The following is a 16012-nucleotide window of genomic DNA, read 5'->3' on the forward strand; positions in this document are numbered from 1 at the left end:
GGCGTGCATCCAGTGGCGACCAAGGTGCGATGCACGCGCAGGCTGGCACCGCGTAGTCTATGCAGGCCATCGCGGCGCCGGGCAATACATGTGGCAGACCCGTGCCGGCGTGGGGCTGTCATCCCCATGCAGTTTCGAATATTCGCCGCGCGGTGACCCCGTGCGGCGATGCTTTTTGAGGAGTCAGGCAGTGAGCGTGCAGAAGTGGTGGACGAGTGTGCTGTTGTTGATTGCGCTGCCGATGCGTGCGGCCGCCGCCGATGCACCGGAATTGTTGTTCCGCGTCTCGGCCGACCAGAGCCTGCAAGCCGATGTCGCCCGTGGCGATGGCGTGCCCAATTTCCGCGACAAGATCGCGCTGGTGCCCACCGGCAAACGCGGCAACGCCATCGAGTGGGCCGACGACGGCGTACTGTCGTGGAATGCGCCCGGCAACCTCTACACCCAGCGCGGCACCCTCAGCTTCTTCTGGCGTTCGCGTTATCCGGTCGGCGAAGCGCCGTTCGTGATCTTCCGCGTCGGCTACGCCGATCACACCAGCTGGGACATGGCCTGGCTGCGCATCGACTGGAACGGCCACGGCTTCGATGCCTTCGTCACCGATGCCAATCTCGCGCGCACCCGCGTCTCGTTCAAGCTCGACAGGAATCCGGCCGCCAGCGACTGGACCCACATTGCGTTTGCCTGGGACGAAACCCGCGGCGTACGCCTATATGTCGATGGCAAGGAAGCCGCACGCGCAGACTGCGGCGCGCCTTGCGCCAATGGCGGTTCGTTCGATTACGACGCCGCGCTCGACCAGTTCGGCCTCGCCGGCCGCGTGATGTCGCCGCACCAGGTGCAGAGCCGCTATAACTTCCTGCGCGGCAGCGACTTCGACGAGATTCGCATCTACGACCGCATGCTCGACGCCGGCGGCGCGGCCGCACTCGCGCGCCTGCAGGAACCCACCACCGCACCCGCCATCGCTGCGGACGCGCAATACGCCGCCTTCCTGCATCGCTACGGCTGGGACAACGGCCATGCACCGCCCGCATTGACCGCACCGGTCACGCGCATCCGCAAGGTGGAATTCACCGACGCGCGCGACCTCAAACAATGGATGTGGAAGGCCACCGACGGCATCGCCGAAACCACCTGGCCCGGCGTCTACAACCGCTCGCGGCTGCCGGGACGCAACGACTACTTCCAGCTGCCCGACTGGAACACCTATGTCGAAGGCGGAAAAGCGCTCGACCTTACCCTGCCGGACGAGCCGTTCAACCGTATCGAACTACGCGGCGCCGCCTACGGCCAGGCCACCTACGCTGCACCTAATGCACAGCCGCAACCCCTGTTCGCACGTCAACAAGGCGTGGTGCGCAGCGTGGATCAGTTCCCCGAGCGCCGCGGCGGCACCCTGCGCTTTGCCAACACCGCGCAGGAAACCCCCATCCAGGAAATCTGGGCCTATGACGTGCAGCCTGGCGAGGTGCCCAAAGGCAGCGCGCAACTCAGCTACACCGTGCGCAGCGACATCCAGCCCGACTACGACAACCTCGCCGAACTGCGCGCTGTCATCGCTGGCCGCTACCCACCAAGCGAACGCCAGACCGTGATTGCGCTGCCCACCAAGGCGCCGGCCCGCAAGCGCCCCAGCGACAAGACCGCAACAACGAACCAGCACCCCATCGTGCACATCCTGGTGCCCTCCAGCCTGGGCGACCCGCCGCCGGATCAGCCGCTGATGCGCAGCTGGTCCTACGGCTGGGAAAACATGCACGACGGCCTGGACGGCATCGCCATCACCTTGCCGGCGCTGAACCTGCCAGCCACCCACGACGGCAGCATCCCGCTCAACATCCGCATCAAGGACCCCATCTGGCCCGCGCGCGACATGATCGATGTCTCGGTCGCAGTCGTCCCTGGTCAAGCGCGCACGCTATGGCTGGATCTGCGCGACAGAATCCTCAGCAACGACAGCCTGATGCTCAGCATCGCCGCCGCCGCGCCCGGCTTCGACGCCAACGCGCTCGACGGCACCCAGCTGCAGTTGGTGTTCAAACCGCGCGCCGAGGCCATCAAAGAGCACGTTGCCGACCGCTTCAACCAGGTCAAGGACAACTGGGGCTTTTTGGTCGAAGAACACACCACCTCCAAGCGCCAGCTGCTCTACAAGCGGCTGGATGCCGACATCACCGACCTGCTGCGCGTCGACCCGGGCCATGCCCTCGGCCGCCAGTACTGGAACGACATCAGCTACGCCAACCAGAGCGAGTTGCCGGTCGAGATGCCCAGCGTGCCCAAGGGCGTGCCCGCCTGGGCGTTCTGGCAGCTGCAAGACCTCAAAGCCACGCGCCGCTATATCCGCTGGTGGATCGAGCAGCGCCAGGTGGCCTATGGCGATTTCGGCGGCGGCATCTCCGACGACTCGGACCTGGTGCAGCAATGGCCCGGCGTCGCGCTGATGGGCGTGGACCCGGACATGCTCAATGCCTCCATGCTGGCGCTGTCCGATGCCAACTACCGCAACGGCATGTTCACCAACGGCCTGTCCACCATCGAAACCGACGAGCTGCACTCGTACGAGGAGGGCATCAACCTCAACAGCGCCCTGCTGTACCTCAACTGGGGCGACCCGCGCACCGTCGAGCGCCTGATGCAAACCGTCAAAGCCTTCGACAGCATCATCCAGGTCAACCCGCAGGGCCACCTGCTGTTCGCCAGCAACTGGTTCGGCGGCCGCAAGGTCTACCGCGAACCCAACTGGCAATGGCAAAAACCGTACTCCTTCCCCATCGTGCACCCGGCCATCCTGATGGGCGGCTATAACGCCGACCCCAACAGCCGCCGCATCGTCACCGGCCTGGCCGACGGCTATCTCGCCCACGCCTACACCAACGCCAAGGGCAACTGGGCCCTGCCCAACGAGATCAACTGGCAAACCGGCAAGACCCGCGGCGGCGAGCTGTTCGAAGGCAGCGGCGGCGCCGACACGCTGCACACTTTCTGGGCCGCCTACCGCTTCACCGGCGAAGATCGCTATCTCAAACCCATTAACTACCGCGTCGCCAACAGCGGCCCGAACGGTTTATCGCTGCTCAACGAAAACTTTCTCGACGTCATGGGCAAGCGCAATGACTGGGCCAGCAAGTTGATCGACGCCGCAAACAAAGACGACGGCAGCGCCCCGGACTTCCCGCACCATGTGGCCTGGGAGCAAACCGGCAACCTGGATTATCTCGCCGCCATTTACCGCAGCGAGGCAAGAGAGAAACTGCAGAACTTCTACATGAACACCGAAGGCCACTGGTGGAGCGACCGCGTGGAATCCCCCACGGTCAACCTGCAACGCGCACGCCTTGGCGGCGTGGCCCTCAAGCGCAACCAAACCTACCCCGGCCACACCGTCAGCTGGCGCTTCGCCGATCCCGAAGCCGCCACCCAAGTGGCCATCGCCATCCCCGCACCCCAGCAAGACCGCTTCACCGTCATCGCCTACAACACTTCCAGTAAACCTCAACGCGCCAGCATGACCGGCTGGAACGTCGCCCCAGGCCAATGGCGCATCACCCAAGGCGTGGACCGCGACGGCGACGGCAAGATCGACGGCACCGGCACCACGCGCGAGGTGGCCTTTGAAAAAAGCGCGGCCATCGACATCGACTTCCCCGCAGGCCGCACCACCATCCTGCAGCTCGAACGCATCGCAGCCACCACCCCGGTCGAACTACGCCCGGACCTGGGCATCGGCCACGGCGATGTGCGCGTGACTGCTGATGCCATTGAAGTGACCGTGCATAGCCTCGGCCACGCTGATGCACCAGCAGGGTTTGTGGTGCTGGAAGATGCGCGTGGCAGGGAGCTGGCAAGAGCCCCGTTCCCGTCACTCGCGGCACCACGCGATCTGCAGCCAATCACCACCCAGGTGCGCCTGCCGCTAACCAACGCCGCGAATCTAAAAACCGTGCAGCTGCGTGTGATGACCGAAGGCAACGTCCCAGAGATTACCGGCCTCAACAATAGTCTCGCGCTACCCACCCCAGCCAAGCCGGCAACCACAGAGAACCGCCAATAACCCAACACACCAAGCCTTTCTCCCGCGCGTGGGAGAAGGGGCCCGAAGGGCGGATGAGGGCAAAGCCATAAAGCCAGCGATCAGTCGCGTAAGCGCATTGACGCAATCCAAAAACTCGGCGAGGATCAAGCCACGCAGTACTTAATGCAGCCGCAAAGCCACACATTTTTTCAGGGGGAAGAAACAATGTTGAGCAAGGCATGGAGCATCGTGGCACTGGGTGTGGCCGCACTCGGTGTGTTTACCCCAACAGCGCAAGCGCGCGTCAGGGCCGCCGGATCGCACCACACCACCAGTCACGGCGGTCACTACAGCGCAGGCCACGGCGCCTCGCACAAGGGTGGCAGCTACCGCAGCACAAGTACCAACAACCACTATCGGCGTCACAAGTCCTAGCAGGCCTCAAGCCAACGCCACTCGGAAGTGCTGCGTAATGCAAGAACTAGGACGCAAAGAATGCGCTATCAAAAACTCCTGAAGCTGCTCGCCGGCCTTGCCGGCGTTATGCTCGCCGCGACAGGCGCATTGCTGGTGGCGCTGGTTGCAGCAGGCCAGGTACGTGAAGGACAGACCGGCACATTGATCAGCGGCATCGAAGTTCTGGTGATGGCCGCTCCCGCGTTAGCAATGCCGTTTTCTGTCCGCGCTGCTTAGCGATTGCTGATGCTGACACTGTGCTGCCTCGCGGCACTCGCGATCTGGCTTTGCTTCTGGCCGAAAGAGAGTGTGACACCGACGCTACACCTGAGAGTCGCTGTCCTTGCATTTCCTGCACTCCTGGTACTCCGCATGCTGCTGGCTCGCCGTCGCAAGATGACGAAGCTTGTTGCTAACAGTTCATTCGAGCATCAGCCACGACGCCGTGTCACCTAATTCTAGTGCTAGGAGAATTCATGGATATGATTCGCGTCATCGCTCGGCTTTGAATTGTCCCAGCGGTTCATTCAAGCCGAAGCCGCTTTGCGGCGCGGCTTAATTCAGGCGCTAGCACCCGTAACCTAGTTTCGTCTCATTCCAACCAAGGAGCTTTAAGATGGTAAATGAAATTGTGCCAGGATCGATTGTTTCGCTTAAGAGCGGTGGCCCGAAGATGACCGTTGCCTGGATCGATGATGGTGACGCTTACTGCGAGTGGTTTGATTCAAAAGGTGAGCCGCGTGGGCAGCGTTACGCTCTTGTTGTACTGGAGCGCGTCTGATTCCGTGTCGCTAACAGTTTGTCCAAGCTCACGCCGCTTTGCAGCGAGCTTAAATCAAGTGTTAAAGCGCATAAACAAATTCAGTCGCTAGTCCACGCCAAAAAACCAGCGGGGGAAACCAAAATGACTCAATGCACAGCTCCGGTTCGCGGACACCACTCGGCAGCAGCCCAAGCGGCTTGTCCAGCCTGTCGCCACCGCAGCTACAGGGGTTCCAGCGGCTATAGCGGATATACACCGCCTTCGTACACGTCTTCTGGTAGCAGCGGGAGCGGCTACGGCAGTAGTAGCGGCAGCAGCCGATCTGGCGGCGGCTCACGGCCACGCTGGTCGCGAGCAGGATCGTCCGTTGCATACACACCTGCTCAGATCGTTTCACTCACGCCGGTCCGCCAAGTCGTTGAAACACGGGCAGCACAACAACCAGATCTTCGCGATGTATTTCTATGTCACGCATGGAACGATCGGCAAGGATCAGCCAAAGAGCTCCATGAGCTTCTTGTAGCTGAAGGGGTAAAGGTCTGGTTCAGTGAAGCCGACCTCGGCCTGGGCGTGCCAATGATGCGCGCAATCGACAAGGGGCTAGCAAACTCAAAAATTGGGCTTGTCCTTGTAACTCCCGCACTTCTTGAGCGTCTTCCAAAAGAAGAAAGTGTATCTGACAGAGAGCTTTCGACCTTGCTGGCACGCAATCAGCTTGTCCCTATCGTCCACAATACGACTTATGACGCTCTTCGTAATGTCAGCCCTATGCTTGCTTCCAGAAGTGGCCTAGATACGTCGGAAGACACGTTGGCGGTAGTCGCCAAGAAGATTGCTGAGCTTGTCGCACTTCAGACATAAACGATACGCGCTCTAACAATTCGTTCAAGCCGAACCTGCTTCGCGGGTCAGCTTAATTCAGGCGTTAGGCTATCCCTATGTTCTCTGATCTTCCGAAGCAGTTTCTGTACAGCGCGTACAAGGTTGTCGCAACGTTTGCCGATGACGTTGGCACAACGAAATCTGTGCAGGGAACTGCATTTGTAGTCGGTGTCGAATCCGATGGATTTGCATTGGTCACTAACCGCCACGTTCTTGACCTTTCCTACAAAGAGACATCCGGAAAATACAAGCAATTCCAGCTTCGCAGAGTCGTTGTTACCGGTAGACGAGACGATGATTCGATTTATCGCTTTGCTCTCGATCCGGCTGCACAAATCAGCGTGCCCGAGGATCCTTTAGACGACGTCGCTGTCATCATCAATCCGCATTGCCGGCCTGTAGAGAACATGGCGAGTCTCAAGATCTTCTATCACTTTGCACTGGAGGATCTTGCTGACGATGCATATGTGCAGGCGCTCACCCCATTCGACGTGGTCGCTTTCGCGGGCTTCCCTGATGAGCACGACAAACTTGCAGAGCGGCCCCTTGTGCGTGGCGGACGAATCGCATCTGATCCGCGGTTCGAGTTTTCCCTCAACGGCAAAGCAGCCGGCCATTGCATCGCTTACGAAGCGTTCTCCCACGGGGGAGCATCGGGAAGCCCCGTTTACGCACCAGCAAAGGGATGGGTCGGAAAGGAAGGCTCTCGCAACGGAAAGCTGGTTGGTATCAACGCGGGTCACCTGCGCGCTGAACTCGGCCATCACACTGGAATCTCGTACTTCTATCGCTCATCCGTGATTTTGGGCGTGCTGCAGGCGAACGGCGTGGCGGTCCCGCAGATGCCTTAACAAATCAATCAAGCGACGTGCCTACGGCACGTAGCTTATTTCAGGCGTTAGGCAGCAGACCAATTTAGTAGCGAACCGAGGGAAGAGAGAATGAGTGACTGCGCTCCAGACCACCAAGGCAACATCACTTGCCCACACTGCGGCTACATCTACTTAAGTAGCGATAACTGTCATTCCACACCTGCGCCAAGAGGCAGTGGGGGTTGTACCAAAAGATGTCATTGCCCCTCATGCGGTGAGTCTTGCTGCATGGAGCGGGATCGACCAGAGCTGAAGCCCTGGTAATCCAGTTGCTGCCTAACCATTAATTCAAGCCGACGCCGCTCCGCGGCGCGGCTTAACTCAAGGTGTTAGGCCACAGGGGAGATAAATGCGGTTTTCTCAGCGACTAGGGATCACGTCAGTAAAAGAAGTCATTCAAAGAGCGGGGTCAGGTTGGACCATCCCCGATTTCTCGGACCGTTTAATTAAGGAACATCCGTCCTTTCAAACTCGACCGGCGAGCGATAGCCCAAAGCACTGTGCAGGCGCTGGCGGTTGTAGAACACCTCGATGTATGTGAATAGCTTTGCGCGTGCCTCGTCGAGGCTTACAAACTGCTCGTGGTGCGTCAGCTCCTGCTTGAGCGAACTGAAGAAGCTTTCCATCACTGCGTTGTCGTACGGCATGCCTTTGCGGCTCATGCTTGCCACCAAGCCCGCCGCCTGCAACTGCCGCTGATACGCGCCGCTGGTGTACTGCGAGCCCTGATCGCTGTGATGGATGGTGCCCTTTGATGGTCGACGGCGTTGTAGTGCCATCTCCAACGCCGCACTGGCCAGGGCTTGGTCGGCACGAGCGCCCATCGCCCAGCCCGCAAGGTGACGGCTGTGCATGTCCAGTATCGCTGCCAGGTACAGCCAACCGCCGCGGGTGGGCACGAAGGTGATATCGGCGACCCAGACCCGATCGCGTCCAGGGCTGACGAAGGGCCATGCCAAGCGGTTCGGCGCCACCATGGTGCGTTGGTAGGTGGGTAACCCCCCCACTTCTAGCGGTCGCCAGAAGTGGAGCTAAGCGGCCATCGCCAACTTCATGGCAGGCGTGATGCCGCCGAGCGCCATATTCGGGCGCTCGTGGTTGTACGTCCATAGCCAGCGGGTGGCTTTGTCCTGCACCTGGTCGATGGTGTCGAACAGGGTGCGGGCGAGCCAGGCGTAGCGGATGGTGCGGTTGTAGCGTTCAACGTAGGCGTTCTGCTGTGGCTTGCCCGGCTGGATGTGCTCGACCCGGATGCCAAGCCGCTGTGCCCAGGACAGCAACGCGCCACTGATGTATTCAGGGCCGTTGTCGCAGCGGATCACGGCGGGCTTGCCGCGCCACTCGATGATCTGCTCCAGCGATCGGATCACCCGGGCTGACGGCAGCGACAGATCCACCTCGATCCCCAGCCCCTCGCGATTGAAGTCGTCGAGCACATTGAACAGCCGGAAGCTGCGGCCGTCGGCCAACTGGTCGTGCATGAAGTCCATCGACCAGACCTGGTTGATGGCCTCCGGCACCGCCAGAGGCTCGGGCCGCTCACGCACCAGCCGCTTCTTCGGCTTGATCCGCAGGTTCAACTCCAGCTCGCGGTAGATCCGGTAGACCCGCTTGTGATTCCAGCCAAAGCCCTTCACGTTGCGCAGGTACAGGTAGCACAGGCCAAAGCCCCAGTCGCGATGGGCGGTCGTCAGGCGGACCAGCCAGTCGGCGATCCGGGCGTTCTGCTCGCTGGCCTTGGCCTGGTAGCGGAAGCAGGTCTGGCTCACCGCGAAGGTCTGGCAGGCGTGGCGGATGTTCGTGCGCCCGCTCGTGACTGCCGATTGGGCCATCTCGCGTCGCTGAGATGGCCTCACCATTTTTTTGCGAGCGCTTCCTTCAGCAGGTCGGTACTGAGCTGCGCCTCGGCGTACATCTTCTTGAGCCGGCGGTTCTCCTCCTCCAACTCCTTCATGCGTGCGACCATGGACACGTCCATGCCGCCGAACTTGCTACGCCACTTGTAGAACGTGGCCGAGCTGATGCCGTGCTCGCGGCACAGCTCCGGCACGGGCGCACCGGCCTGGGCCTGCTTGAGCACGGCGATGATCTGGCTGTCGGTAAAGCGGGACTTCTTCATGGAACCTCCTCGGGAAAGGGTACGAGAAAATTCCACTTCTGGCGTCTGCTAATGGGCGGGGGGATTACCGGTGCTACGCGTGCGCAGATAGCGCTGACGGCGCTTGCTGCCGATGCCGTGCGCTCGACGCAGTCGCTCTACCCGATGCCGGCCACAGGTTTCACCGTGCTGGCGCAGGGCTTGCCACATGCGCAGGGCACCATAGGCTTGATACGTCTGCAGGTGCATGTCTTTGATCCGCTCCAATAACCGCGCGTTCTCTTGCACACGCGCTCCAGGACGGCGTCCGCGCCACGCGTAATAGCCGCTCGGAGATACCCCCAGTGCGTGGCAGAGCCGACGCACCCGGTATTCGCCTTGCTCACGGATCCAGGCGTACTTCATGGCAGTGCTCGCGCGAAATACGCCGCCGCTTTTTTTAAGATCTCGTTCTCTTCACGCAGGCGAGCCAACTCGCGCTGCAGCACGGCCAACTCGTCCTGACTTGCCTTGGGGCGCCCACTCCCAGCAAACGCCGACGCCCCTTTCGCATCGAGATCAGTAGCCCACTTGTAGAGCCGGTTACGCGGAATCCCCAGCTCACGCGCGATCACGGCTGCTGGTCGATCGCCGGCCCTAAGCAGTCGAATGGCTTCGCGCTTGAACTCGGCAGTGAATTGCTGACGCTTCTGCATCGAACACCTCCGTGCGAGGATTGTCCTCGCTTTTGGGTGTCCGAGATATCAGGGGTAGCCCAGGTTCACTTTATACGTCAGCCTGAAACAACTTCTTCTCAAGCTTGCCGCCAACGCTGCAATTCCAAAGTGAGGGGCTGTTAACTGTTTGATGATAGCTGCGAGCAAATCATCGCCTCAAAGCGACGGAACAAGGACGCGCTGTTGTTCAGAGAAGGTGGCCAGTTCACATTAACCCAAAACCGCCTCCGTGTCCTGACACCAAACGCTTCTATCCAAGAATCAATCCCGGCAATCCGGGCCTGGCCTTCCGTGTAAAAATCTAGGCCCCCTTCGGAGGCACGCAGGAAATGGTCCAGCAAAGAGCACCACTTTGTCCTGAGCTTGAGGCAGTCGTGGCGCAGGAGATCGCTCGCGGAAACATGGTTGAGCGTGAGCCGGTGCTATGCGACTGGCCGGAGCCCGGCTCGGTAGTTGCACATCTTCGCTCCTGTCTCAGCACCCCGAAAGATGAGCTGCCGCCGGGTCTCGCAACTGCCATATGCAACGATCCGCACTATGGGTGGTACAACGAGGTCTTCTGTTCAGCACACAAGCACCTGCTCACTGCGGGCCTGCCGCGACCTGGCGAGCCGATGTGGGTAAAAGCCTAACAAATCATTAGAGGCGAGAAGAACGGAGTCAGATTCACTTAGGCATCAGCTCCTGTTCCTTGTCGATCAAGGGCTGCTAGCCTTTGATGATGACTGTGCGGACATTTCATCGCCTTAAAGTGTCGGAACGGGGCCGCGCTGTTGTTGCTCCTGTGAGCGCTGCTGTTCCATTGCCAGCTCTTGCGTGCGCTCATGCGCTAAGCGCTGGTTGACAGATTCCAGTTGGGTAAAGCTCTCTTGAACAGGCCGCTGCGCGGCGTCGGCCGTTGGCATATGGGCGCGCAGCATGGCCGGATCCTTTGGATCGCCTTGCACTACAAACAGGGTCTGCGCAGTGGGCGAGTCTTTGGTCTTTTCGCTGAGCAGCACGTGATCCACCCGGGTTATTCCATTGTCTTTGGCTAGCGTCAGCAGACTGGCTGTCATTCGTTCACTGGTGGCGTCAAACGTGCGGCCGTTGGCGGCGTCTAGCTGCTCCACTTTGCTTCGGATCTGCTGATGCATGGCATGGTCCGGGTGCCCCGCTTCTGCAGGGGTCAATGTGCGGCTTGGCTCATTCGGCGTCGCAAGATTGGGAGAGCTAACGCCGCGTGCGCCAGTGTCCTTGAGCTGGACCATGCCATAGCCGTCCTTGCCCAGGTCGACGATGTTGAACGTCTTCGGAGACCCCAGCTCCAGCCCGTTGCGCTCCAGCTGCCTTGGGTCAAAGCCCAAGGATTTGAGATCGATGCGGACATCCGGAGGCTGGCGGTCATGCGCCAGATGCGCGTAGTTTTGCGCGATGTGACTGATCGGATTCACGCCATAGTAGTTCCGATAGTCGGAATCGCCATGTGGGCCTAGCGTGCCGCTGCTGTCGTAAAAACAGTGCTCAACAGATTTGGTCAGCGCATCGTTGCGGGTAAAAGGGTGCTTGGTGAGTGCATCGTAGGTCAGTCCGTCTGCAAACTGCGGAGCGCCGTTCGGTTGTCGCACGACACACCGATTACTCGACCGGTCGAGCAACTCCTTCTCAACCACACTGTCGGGCATCTTAGGGCTCAGATGTTTGATTCGATCATGCAGGGCACGCATTCCCGAGATTTCCGACAGTGCTTCGTCTGCGCGAGTCGAATCCAGGTAAACACGGGTAGGGCCAGTCAGGTCGACCTGATTTTCCCGATTGTCGTAGGCTTCCTGCATCCGGTTACCCATACTCTTGCCGAAACCCGGCAAGGGCGTCGGCACGATGCTGGGCCAATACGCCGTGCATCGTTTCATGGCCCATGACCTCGGTCAGATAGTCGATGCGCTCTGACCCTGTGAAATCTTTGAACGCTGCTTCACTGATGTTGAGTGTGCCCGCCTTGCCGTCCTTACCATCCTGGAAGTGGCCGCCGTTGTTCTGTCCATGCGAAACAGCGATCGCGCCAATTCGACCTTTCTCAATGGCATCACCTAGCAGGTTCGACAGATAAGGTGATTCGGCGATCGTCTGGCGAATGCTGTCCTCTGCACCAGCAGGAAGTGCAGGGTCTTTTGCCATCTGGGCAAGTAGAGGCTCGATACGTGGGTCAACCCGGTCATGGCTTGCCTCCATCGATCTTGACGCTATAAGCGCACTCTTGTGGACTGCCTTGTTCATTGGTTCGATAGAGAAGCAATGAGACCGAAAAAATCTGACTTCCGCCGTTGATCGCGCGCCAATGCTGGCGTAGCCATCCACCCTGAAACGGCCGCTGCCCGCCGCGCGTATATCCCATCCCTTCGAGCGCTTTGGAAAGTGCTTCTGCTTGCCAAATGCAGGTGGACGTAGGCACGCGCGTGGGGTCGCTATGGTCAGGTAGAGTCACTGCAACCTCTATCCGCGAGAATCCATCTTTCGTTGGGCGATGCGTCGCGTAGAGCTCATAGCCATCGACCAGAGGGACTTCCTTTACTTCACGCCACGGGTATGCCGGATCAGACGGTGGTCCAAGCTTGATGCCAAGTGCTGACTCCATCTGGGGATAGTCCAGATCCGCTGGCACTGTCAGTCCATCAATGAAGCGCAGCAGCCGGCGCTGCAATTCTTGCAAAGTAGTATTCGCAGAGACGATGTCGGCACTGTTGTCGATACCTCTGCTCTTCTCTTGAGGGGGCGGCCTCGCTGTCGCAGCAGATGACGTGCCTGCATCCCGCTTTGCTTCATGGGGTGTGCGAGCACATGCACTTGGCAGCGCTAGTGAAAGCAGCAGCAAGAGAAACAGGTTTCGGAAGCTAATTTTTATCGTTGGGATCCTGCGACTCACGCGGCATCGCGCTGCTGGTCAATTGTCACCCGTGCCGTCTGTGTCATGCACTACCGCGCCCGAATCTGAGTGGCGCGATAGTGATGGATAGCGAGGGAACGTAAAGCTATTTGCGGGAGGGTGGGGGTGCGCTTGGAGTAGCAATCTCTCTAGGTTCAATCCAACTCTGACCCTGCTGCTCAAACGTTGACGCAAGTATCTTCCATCAACGCTTTCCAGATTGCCAGCATCAGCCAGTTGACATGTCACGCAGCGCGTAGCAGTCTTTTGGTCACGGAGCGTAGAAACTCCTAAGACAGCGGTACCCACCTCCGAAATCCCGGTGGGTTTTTTGTGCCTGCAGCTTCCTGCTGGCGCAGCCGACGCGTTGCCTGCGTCGGGAGGGTGGCTAATACAACACCCTTCGGGGAAATACGCCCGCCGTCTGTCTTCGGTTTCTAACCTCCCGACATCCCGTCGCCACCCGGCGGCGGGGCCTGTTCGTCAAGGAGGGCTTTGCCATGCGTCGATCCACGTCCAGTCCCAAGCCAGCGCGCAAGCGCGCCACGGTGCCACCACCCACCGAGATCGTCTGGCGCTCGCTCGACCCCTCGATCCCGCCGCGGCGCTACCTCGAGCGCACCCCCATCCCCGAGCCCCGCCCCGACCCCAACAAGCCGCGCCGCCCAGGCCACCCGCGTGCCCCGCAACACTGCACCGTCGGCTACGGCTACTACCCCGACAGCCACCAACGCATCCCCACGCTGCGCCTGCGCGGCCGCTGGCTGGAACAACTCGGCTTCACCATCGGCAGCAAACTCCACATCCACATGCGCAACGGCGAGCTGGTCGTCAGCGTGGCGGATGATGGCGAGAAGGCGACAGACAAGGCAGCCAACAATTGGCGGTAGCCACCGACTCGACGAGCTTCATGCTGATACCACTGCACACCAGCATGCGTAGCGCTGTGCTTGAGGTGGTGCTTGGACTACCGGGTTACCTGACAACCTATCCAAGCCAAAGTTGCTCCGCGACTCGGCTTAACACAGAGGCTAGATCCTACTTTGGCAGCGATGAAACAAGCGAACTTTTTTATCGCAGTATTGTTGGCATTTGTCGTCGCGGCGTGCTCTCGTCCAGTCGCTCCGTTCTCATCTGCACACGTTGATCAGTCTGTATCACAGCAGAGTCGCTATCCGTTGGCAGCAGAGCCATCGCTTGTCGGAACTTATTCAGGGCGGTCAAAGTCTGGCGGTGGCTACTTCTATGACCACGTCCTTGAGTACAGGGTCTGGCTCCATCCCGAGCAGGGAGCGGTGCCACTGGCTGGAGACGATGACTACTTCGCCGCGTTCGCGCAATACGAGTCGGCGTTGGCCTTCTCGCAGGCGCACAAGGGTGCCGAGCCACCCGTGGTCTTGGTGCGGCAGCTGGAATCGATCAATGAACCCAGTCCAGGCGTCTATCAGCACCAAAGCGGCGCACGGATCACTGAGTGGCTGCCTCAATGGCTGCCTGGATCCAAGCGCGAGCCTGATAGCATCACCAGGTTCCTGGCCGCGCATGCGTCAACGCAGAAGTAGGCCTGGTAGTTCGTCCAAGCCGACGCCGCTTTGCGGTACGGGTTAATTCAGACATTGGAGTCCAATGGGAGCGCTAGAGTATTCCGTAGCAACACTCCGATTCTTTGAAGACGATCTGGTGCCCGACGAGATCAGCGTGTTGCTTTTGGGCAGCCCAACGGCCTCCAGGCATAAGGGGCAAGAACTTAAGTTGAAGAACGGCGCAGTGCGCATTGCCAAGACTGGCAGCTGAAGACTGACTTCAACGCAACGCGAGCCTGAGGATCTCGAGGCACAGATTTTCGAAATCCTGAACCAGCTCACCCAAGACTTGACCGTGTGGGAACACTTGAGCAATCGCTATCAGCCCGATCTGTTCTGCGGCATCTTCATGGCTGGAAGGAATGACGGTTTAGCTCTTTCTGCTAAAGCCCTGTTGGCGCTTGGACAAAGAGGTATTTCCTTAGACTTGGATATCTATGACCCAACCCGCTAGAGATCCTCTACCACGTTAGCAGATCTATTAAATGCCAACCTGTTTTGGGGAGCGGCTTAACCCAGAGGTCAGATGCGTGCGACTGTGCCGCCGCCCACGAAATCGGCTGGCACTCGCTCGACCCCTAGATCCCGCCGCGGCGCTACCTCGAGCGCACGCCCATCTCCGAGGCGTATGAGCCGATCAATATTTGGAGTTTTGTATTTAGTTTCATGCGGCAGAGCAACGCAGTCAGGAGCAACTAGTAAGTCAAATTAACTGCAGTCTTCGCCCACATCCCATCACCACGCGGCGGTCACAGGCCGTCGTGATGGCAGAGCTCTTGCAACGCTGGTTCATGTCGCTCATGAGCATGGAGGCCGCGGTCGAATGCAGTCACAGACGGAAGGATCAGGCGGCGCGCGTCTGACGCCCCGCAGGGCTGGACTGGCCGCCAGCGTCCATTGTCCCGGTGGCTCGCCAGCCGTGCCAAATCCTCACACCGCGCACGGTCGACATGATAACCTGACCAGCGCCATTCGGCGAAGACGGAAAACCAGGTGACCAGCCGACGCCATAGACAAGCGGCGTTGGGAGCTGTCTCGCTGAGCCACGCCTAGCGCAAGTTGCCCAGAGACATGCATGTCATTTCAACCATTACCAGGGAGGTATTCATCATGAAGCTACGTTCCATTGGCGCCACTTTTGCACTGGCTGCGGCTTTCGGCCTTGGCCTGGGCGTCCCAGCTAGCGCCCAGGCGGCGGACCCTTGCTCGGTTTTTCTCTGCATGGCCGCCGTGTCCGGCTTCGGCAAACCGAGCGCCGAATGCGCAGCGCCGATCGCAGCCTTCCACGCCATCCAGATATGGGACCCGCACTTCGATTCGGCGGCCACAGCGGCGGCGCGCCGGACATATCTGATGACATGTCCAGGTGTCGTCCCGGTGAATCAAGCCACCCTGGAAGCCATCATCGGGCAGTGGGGCTACACACCTTGACGGGGTTGCCCGCTGACTCAGGAATTTGCTTCTGAGCCAGCGGGAATAGCGCCACGCCCTGTTTGCCATGGACATCGCACCACACACAACACCTTTATGCGCCGTTGAGCTCCCACGCCTCGATCAGTGGGAAGTGAACGCAGTAGCGTTATATGTTCGTGCGCAGGGAGCACATTCTGCCCTGTTTTGCTCGCTCAGGTGGCTGTGCTCCCAGTGAGCGTGGCAGGCGCTATGCGCTTATCTACAACGTGAAAGAAACGGTGCCGGGGTTACCTAAAAACTTAATCTGAC

Annotated in this window: 15 protein-coding genes and 1 pseudogene; 10 read left to right on the top strand and 6 right to left on the bottom strand. The window is 59.9% G+C overall.

All coding sequences use genetic code 11. The features are described from left to right. Positions 1 to 190: 190 nt before the first annotated feature. From ACCQ15_RS00620 to ACCQ15_RS00645, 6 genes are all read left to right on the top strand, one after another. Positions 191 to 4057 (top strand): LamG-like jellyroll fold domain-containing protein, encoded by a 3867-nt coding sequence (locus ACCQ15_RS00620; RefSeq protein ID WP_372381091.1) that lies wholly within the window; start codon positions 191 to 193, stop codon positions 4055 to 4057. A 186-nt stretch (positions 4058 to 4243) separates the two neighbouring features. Then, entirely contained in the window at positions 4244 to 4453 is a 210-nt protein-coding gene (locus ACCQ15_RS00625) for a hypothetical protein (protein WP_162998372.1), read from the top strand. A gap of 60 nt (positions 4454 to 4513) precedes the next feature. After that, on the top strand, positions 4514 to 4711 hold the full coding sequence (locus ACCQ15_RS00630) for a hypothetical protein (RefSeq protein WP_372381092.1): 198 nt from the start codon (positions 4514 to 4516) through the stop codon (positions 4709 to 4711). A gap of 379 nt (positions 4712 to 5090) precedes the next feature. Further along, positions 5091 to 5255: a YodC family protein gene (locus tag ACCQ15_RS00635; RefSeq protein ID WP_184388432.1), complete on the top strand. Its 165-nt coding sequence runs from the start codon at positions 5091 to 5093 to the stop codon at positions 5253 to 5255. A gap of 123 nt (positions 5256 to 5378) precedes the next feature. Then, complete coding sequence (locus ACCQ15_RS00640; RefSeq protein ID WP_506187861.1) at positions 5379 to 6098, top strand: toll/interleukin-1 receptor domain-containing protein; 720 nt, start codon at positions 5379 to 5381, stop codon at positions 6096 to 6098. Positions 6099 to 6175: 77 nt separating this feature from the next. Then, on the top strand, positions 6176 to 6970 hold the full coding sequence (locus tag ACCQ15_RS00645) for a hypothetical protein (RefSeq protein WP_372171853.1): 795 nt from the start codon (positions 6176 to 6178) through the stop codon (positions 6968 to 6970). A 467-nt stretch (positions 6971 to 7437) separates the two neighbouring features. On the opposite strand, the gene ACCQ15_RS00650 is transcribed toward ACCQ15_RS00645, so the two are convergent. The 6 genes and pseudogenes from ACCQ15_RS00650 to ACCQ15_RS00675 all read right to left on the bottom strand — a co-directional run bounded on the left by ACCQ15_RS00650 (position 7438) and on the right by ACCQ15_RS00675 (position 12656). After that, positions 7438 to 7968 (bottom strand): IS3 family transposase, encoded by a 531-nt coding sequence (locus tag ACCQ15_RS00650; RefSeq protein ID WP_372381093.1) that lies wholly within the window; start codon positions 7966 to 7968, stop codon positions 7438 to 7440. Between the two features lie 54 nt (positions 7969 to 8022). Further along, positions 8023 to 9110, bottom strand: a protein-coding gene (locus tag ACCQ15_RS00655; RefSeq protein ID WP_089504397.1) for an IS3-like element ISXac2 family transposase whose coding sequence is annotated in 2 segments (ribosomal slippage) — positions 8023 to 8858 and positions 8858 to 9110 — 1089 coding nt in all. Because the reading frame shifts where the segments join, the coding sequence is not laid out codon by codon here. A gap of 48 nt (positions 9111 to 9158) precedes the next feature. Continuing rightward, positions 9159 to 9494: an IS3 family transposase gene (locus ACCQ15_RS00660; protein ID WP_372381094.1), complete on the bottom strand. Its 336-nt coding sequence runs from the start codon at positions 9492 to 9494 to the stop codon at positions 9159 to 9161. After that, complete coding sequence (locus ACCQ15_RS00665; protein WP_372171857.1) at positions 9491 to 9784, bottom strand: transposase; 294 nt, start codon at positions 9782 to 9784, stop codon at positions 9491 to 9493. The genes ACCQ15_RS00660 and ACCQ15_RS00665 overlap by 4 nt, the downstream gene beginning before the upstream one ends. Positions 9785 to 10551: 767 nt before the next feature. Continuing rightward, positions 10552 to 12016: pseudogene (locus tag ACCQ15_RS00670) on the bottom strand (XVIPCD domain-containing protein). Further along, on the bottom strand, positions 12000 to 12656 hold the full coding sequence (locus tag ACCQ15_RS00675) for a hypothetical protein (protein ID WP_506187847.1): 657 nt from the start codon (positions 12654 to 12656) through the stop codon (positions 12000 to 12002). Before ACCQ15_RS00675 ends, ACCQ15_RS00670 begins: the two are co-directional and overlap by 17 nt. 551 nt (positions 12657 to 13207) lie before the next feature. Between ACCQ15_RS00675 and ACCQ15_RS00680 the strand changes: the two genes are divergently transcribed. The 4 genes from ACCQ15_RS00680 (at position 13208) to ACCQ15_RS00695 (ending at position 15721) form a co-directional block, all read left to right on the top strand. Then, a complete protein-coding gene (locus ACCQ15_RS00680; RefSeq protein ID WP_372381096.1) occupies positions 13208 to 13597 on the top strand; it encodes a SymE family type I addiction module toxin in 390 nt (129 codons plus the stop codon). Between the two features lie 162 nt (positions 13598 to 13759). Continuing rightward, the gene (locus ACCQ15_RS00685; RefSeq protein WP_206514465.1) at positions 13760 to 14269 is read left to right on the top strand and encodes a hypothetical protein; all 510 of its coding nucleotides are present in this window, start codon (positions 13760 to 13762) and stop codon (positions 14267 to 14269) included. Between the two features lie 289 nt (positions 14270 to 14558). Next, positions 14559 to 14744, top strand: coding sequence for a DUF4279 domain-containing protein (locus ACCQ15_RS00690; RefSeq protein ID WP_372169077.1), 186 nt, complete (start codon positions 14559 to 14561; stop codon positions 14742 to 14744). Positions 14745 to 15400: 656 nt separating this feature from the next. Then, complete coding sequence (locus ACCQ15_RS00695; RefSeq protein WP_136733424.1) at positions 15401 to 15721, top strand: hypothetical protein; 321 nt, start codon at positions 15401 to 15403, stop codon at positions 15719 to 15721. Positions 15722 to 16012 lie beyond the last annotated feature (291 nt).

It is taken from the genome of Xanthomonas sp. NCPPB 1754 (assembly GCF_041475725.2).
GTDB classification, from domain to species: domain Bacteria; phylum Pseudomonadota; class Gammaproteobacteria; order Xanthomonadales; family Xanthomonadaceae; genus Xanthomonas; species Xanthomonas euvesicatoria.

Coding starts and splice junctions, on each gene's coding strand:
- ACCQ15_RS00625 (WP_162998372.1), top strand. CDS start 4,244: ATGTTGAGCAAGGCATGGAGCATCGTGGCACTGGGTGTGGCCGCACTC.
- ACCQ15_RS00630 (WP_372381092.1), top strand. CDS start 4,514: ATGCGCTATCAAAAACTCCTGAAGCTGCTCGCCGGCCTTGCCGGCGTT.
- ACCQ15_RS00635 (WP_184388432.1), top strand. CDS start 5,091: ATGGTAAATGAAATTGTGCCAGGATCGATTGTTTCGCTTAAGAGCGGT.
- ACCQ15_RS00640 (WP_506187861.1), top strand. CDS start 5,379: ATGACTCAATGCACAGCTCCGGTTCGCGGACACCACTCGGCAGCAGCC.
- ACCQ15_RS00645 (WP_372171853.1), top strand. CDS start 6,176: ATGTTCTCTGATCTTCCGAAGCAGTTTCTGTACAGCGCGTACAAGGTT.
- ACCQ15_RS00650 (WP_372381093.1), bottom strand. CDS start 7,968: ATGGTGGCGCCGAACCGCTTGGCATGGCCCTTCGTCAGCCCTGGACGC.
- ACCQ15_RS00660 (WP_372381094.1), bottom strand. CDS start 9,494: ATGAAGTACGCCTGGATCCGTGAGCAAGGCGAATACCGGGTGCGTCGG.
- ACCQ15_RS00665 (WP_372171857.1), bottom strand. CDS start 9,784: ATGCAGAAGCGTCAGCAATTCACTGCCGAGTTCAAGCGCGAAGCCATT.
- ACCQ15_RS00680 (WP_372381096.1), top strand. CDS start 13,208: ATGCGTCGATCCACGTCCAGTCCCAAGCCAGCGCGCAAGCGCGCCACG.
- ACCQ15_RS00685 (WP_206514465.1), top strand. CDS start 13,760: ATGAAACAAGCGAACTTTTTTATCGCAGTATTGTTGGCATTTGTCGTC.
- ACCQ15_RS00695 (WP_136733424.1), top strand. CDS start 15,401: ATGAAGCTACGTTCCATTGGCGCCACTTTTGCACTGGCTGCGGCTTTC.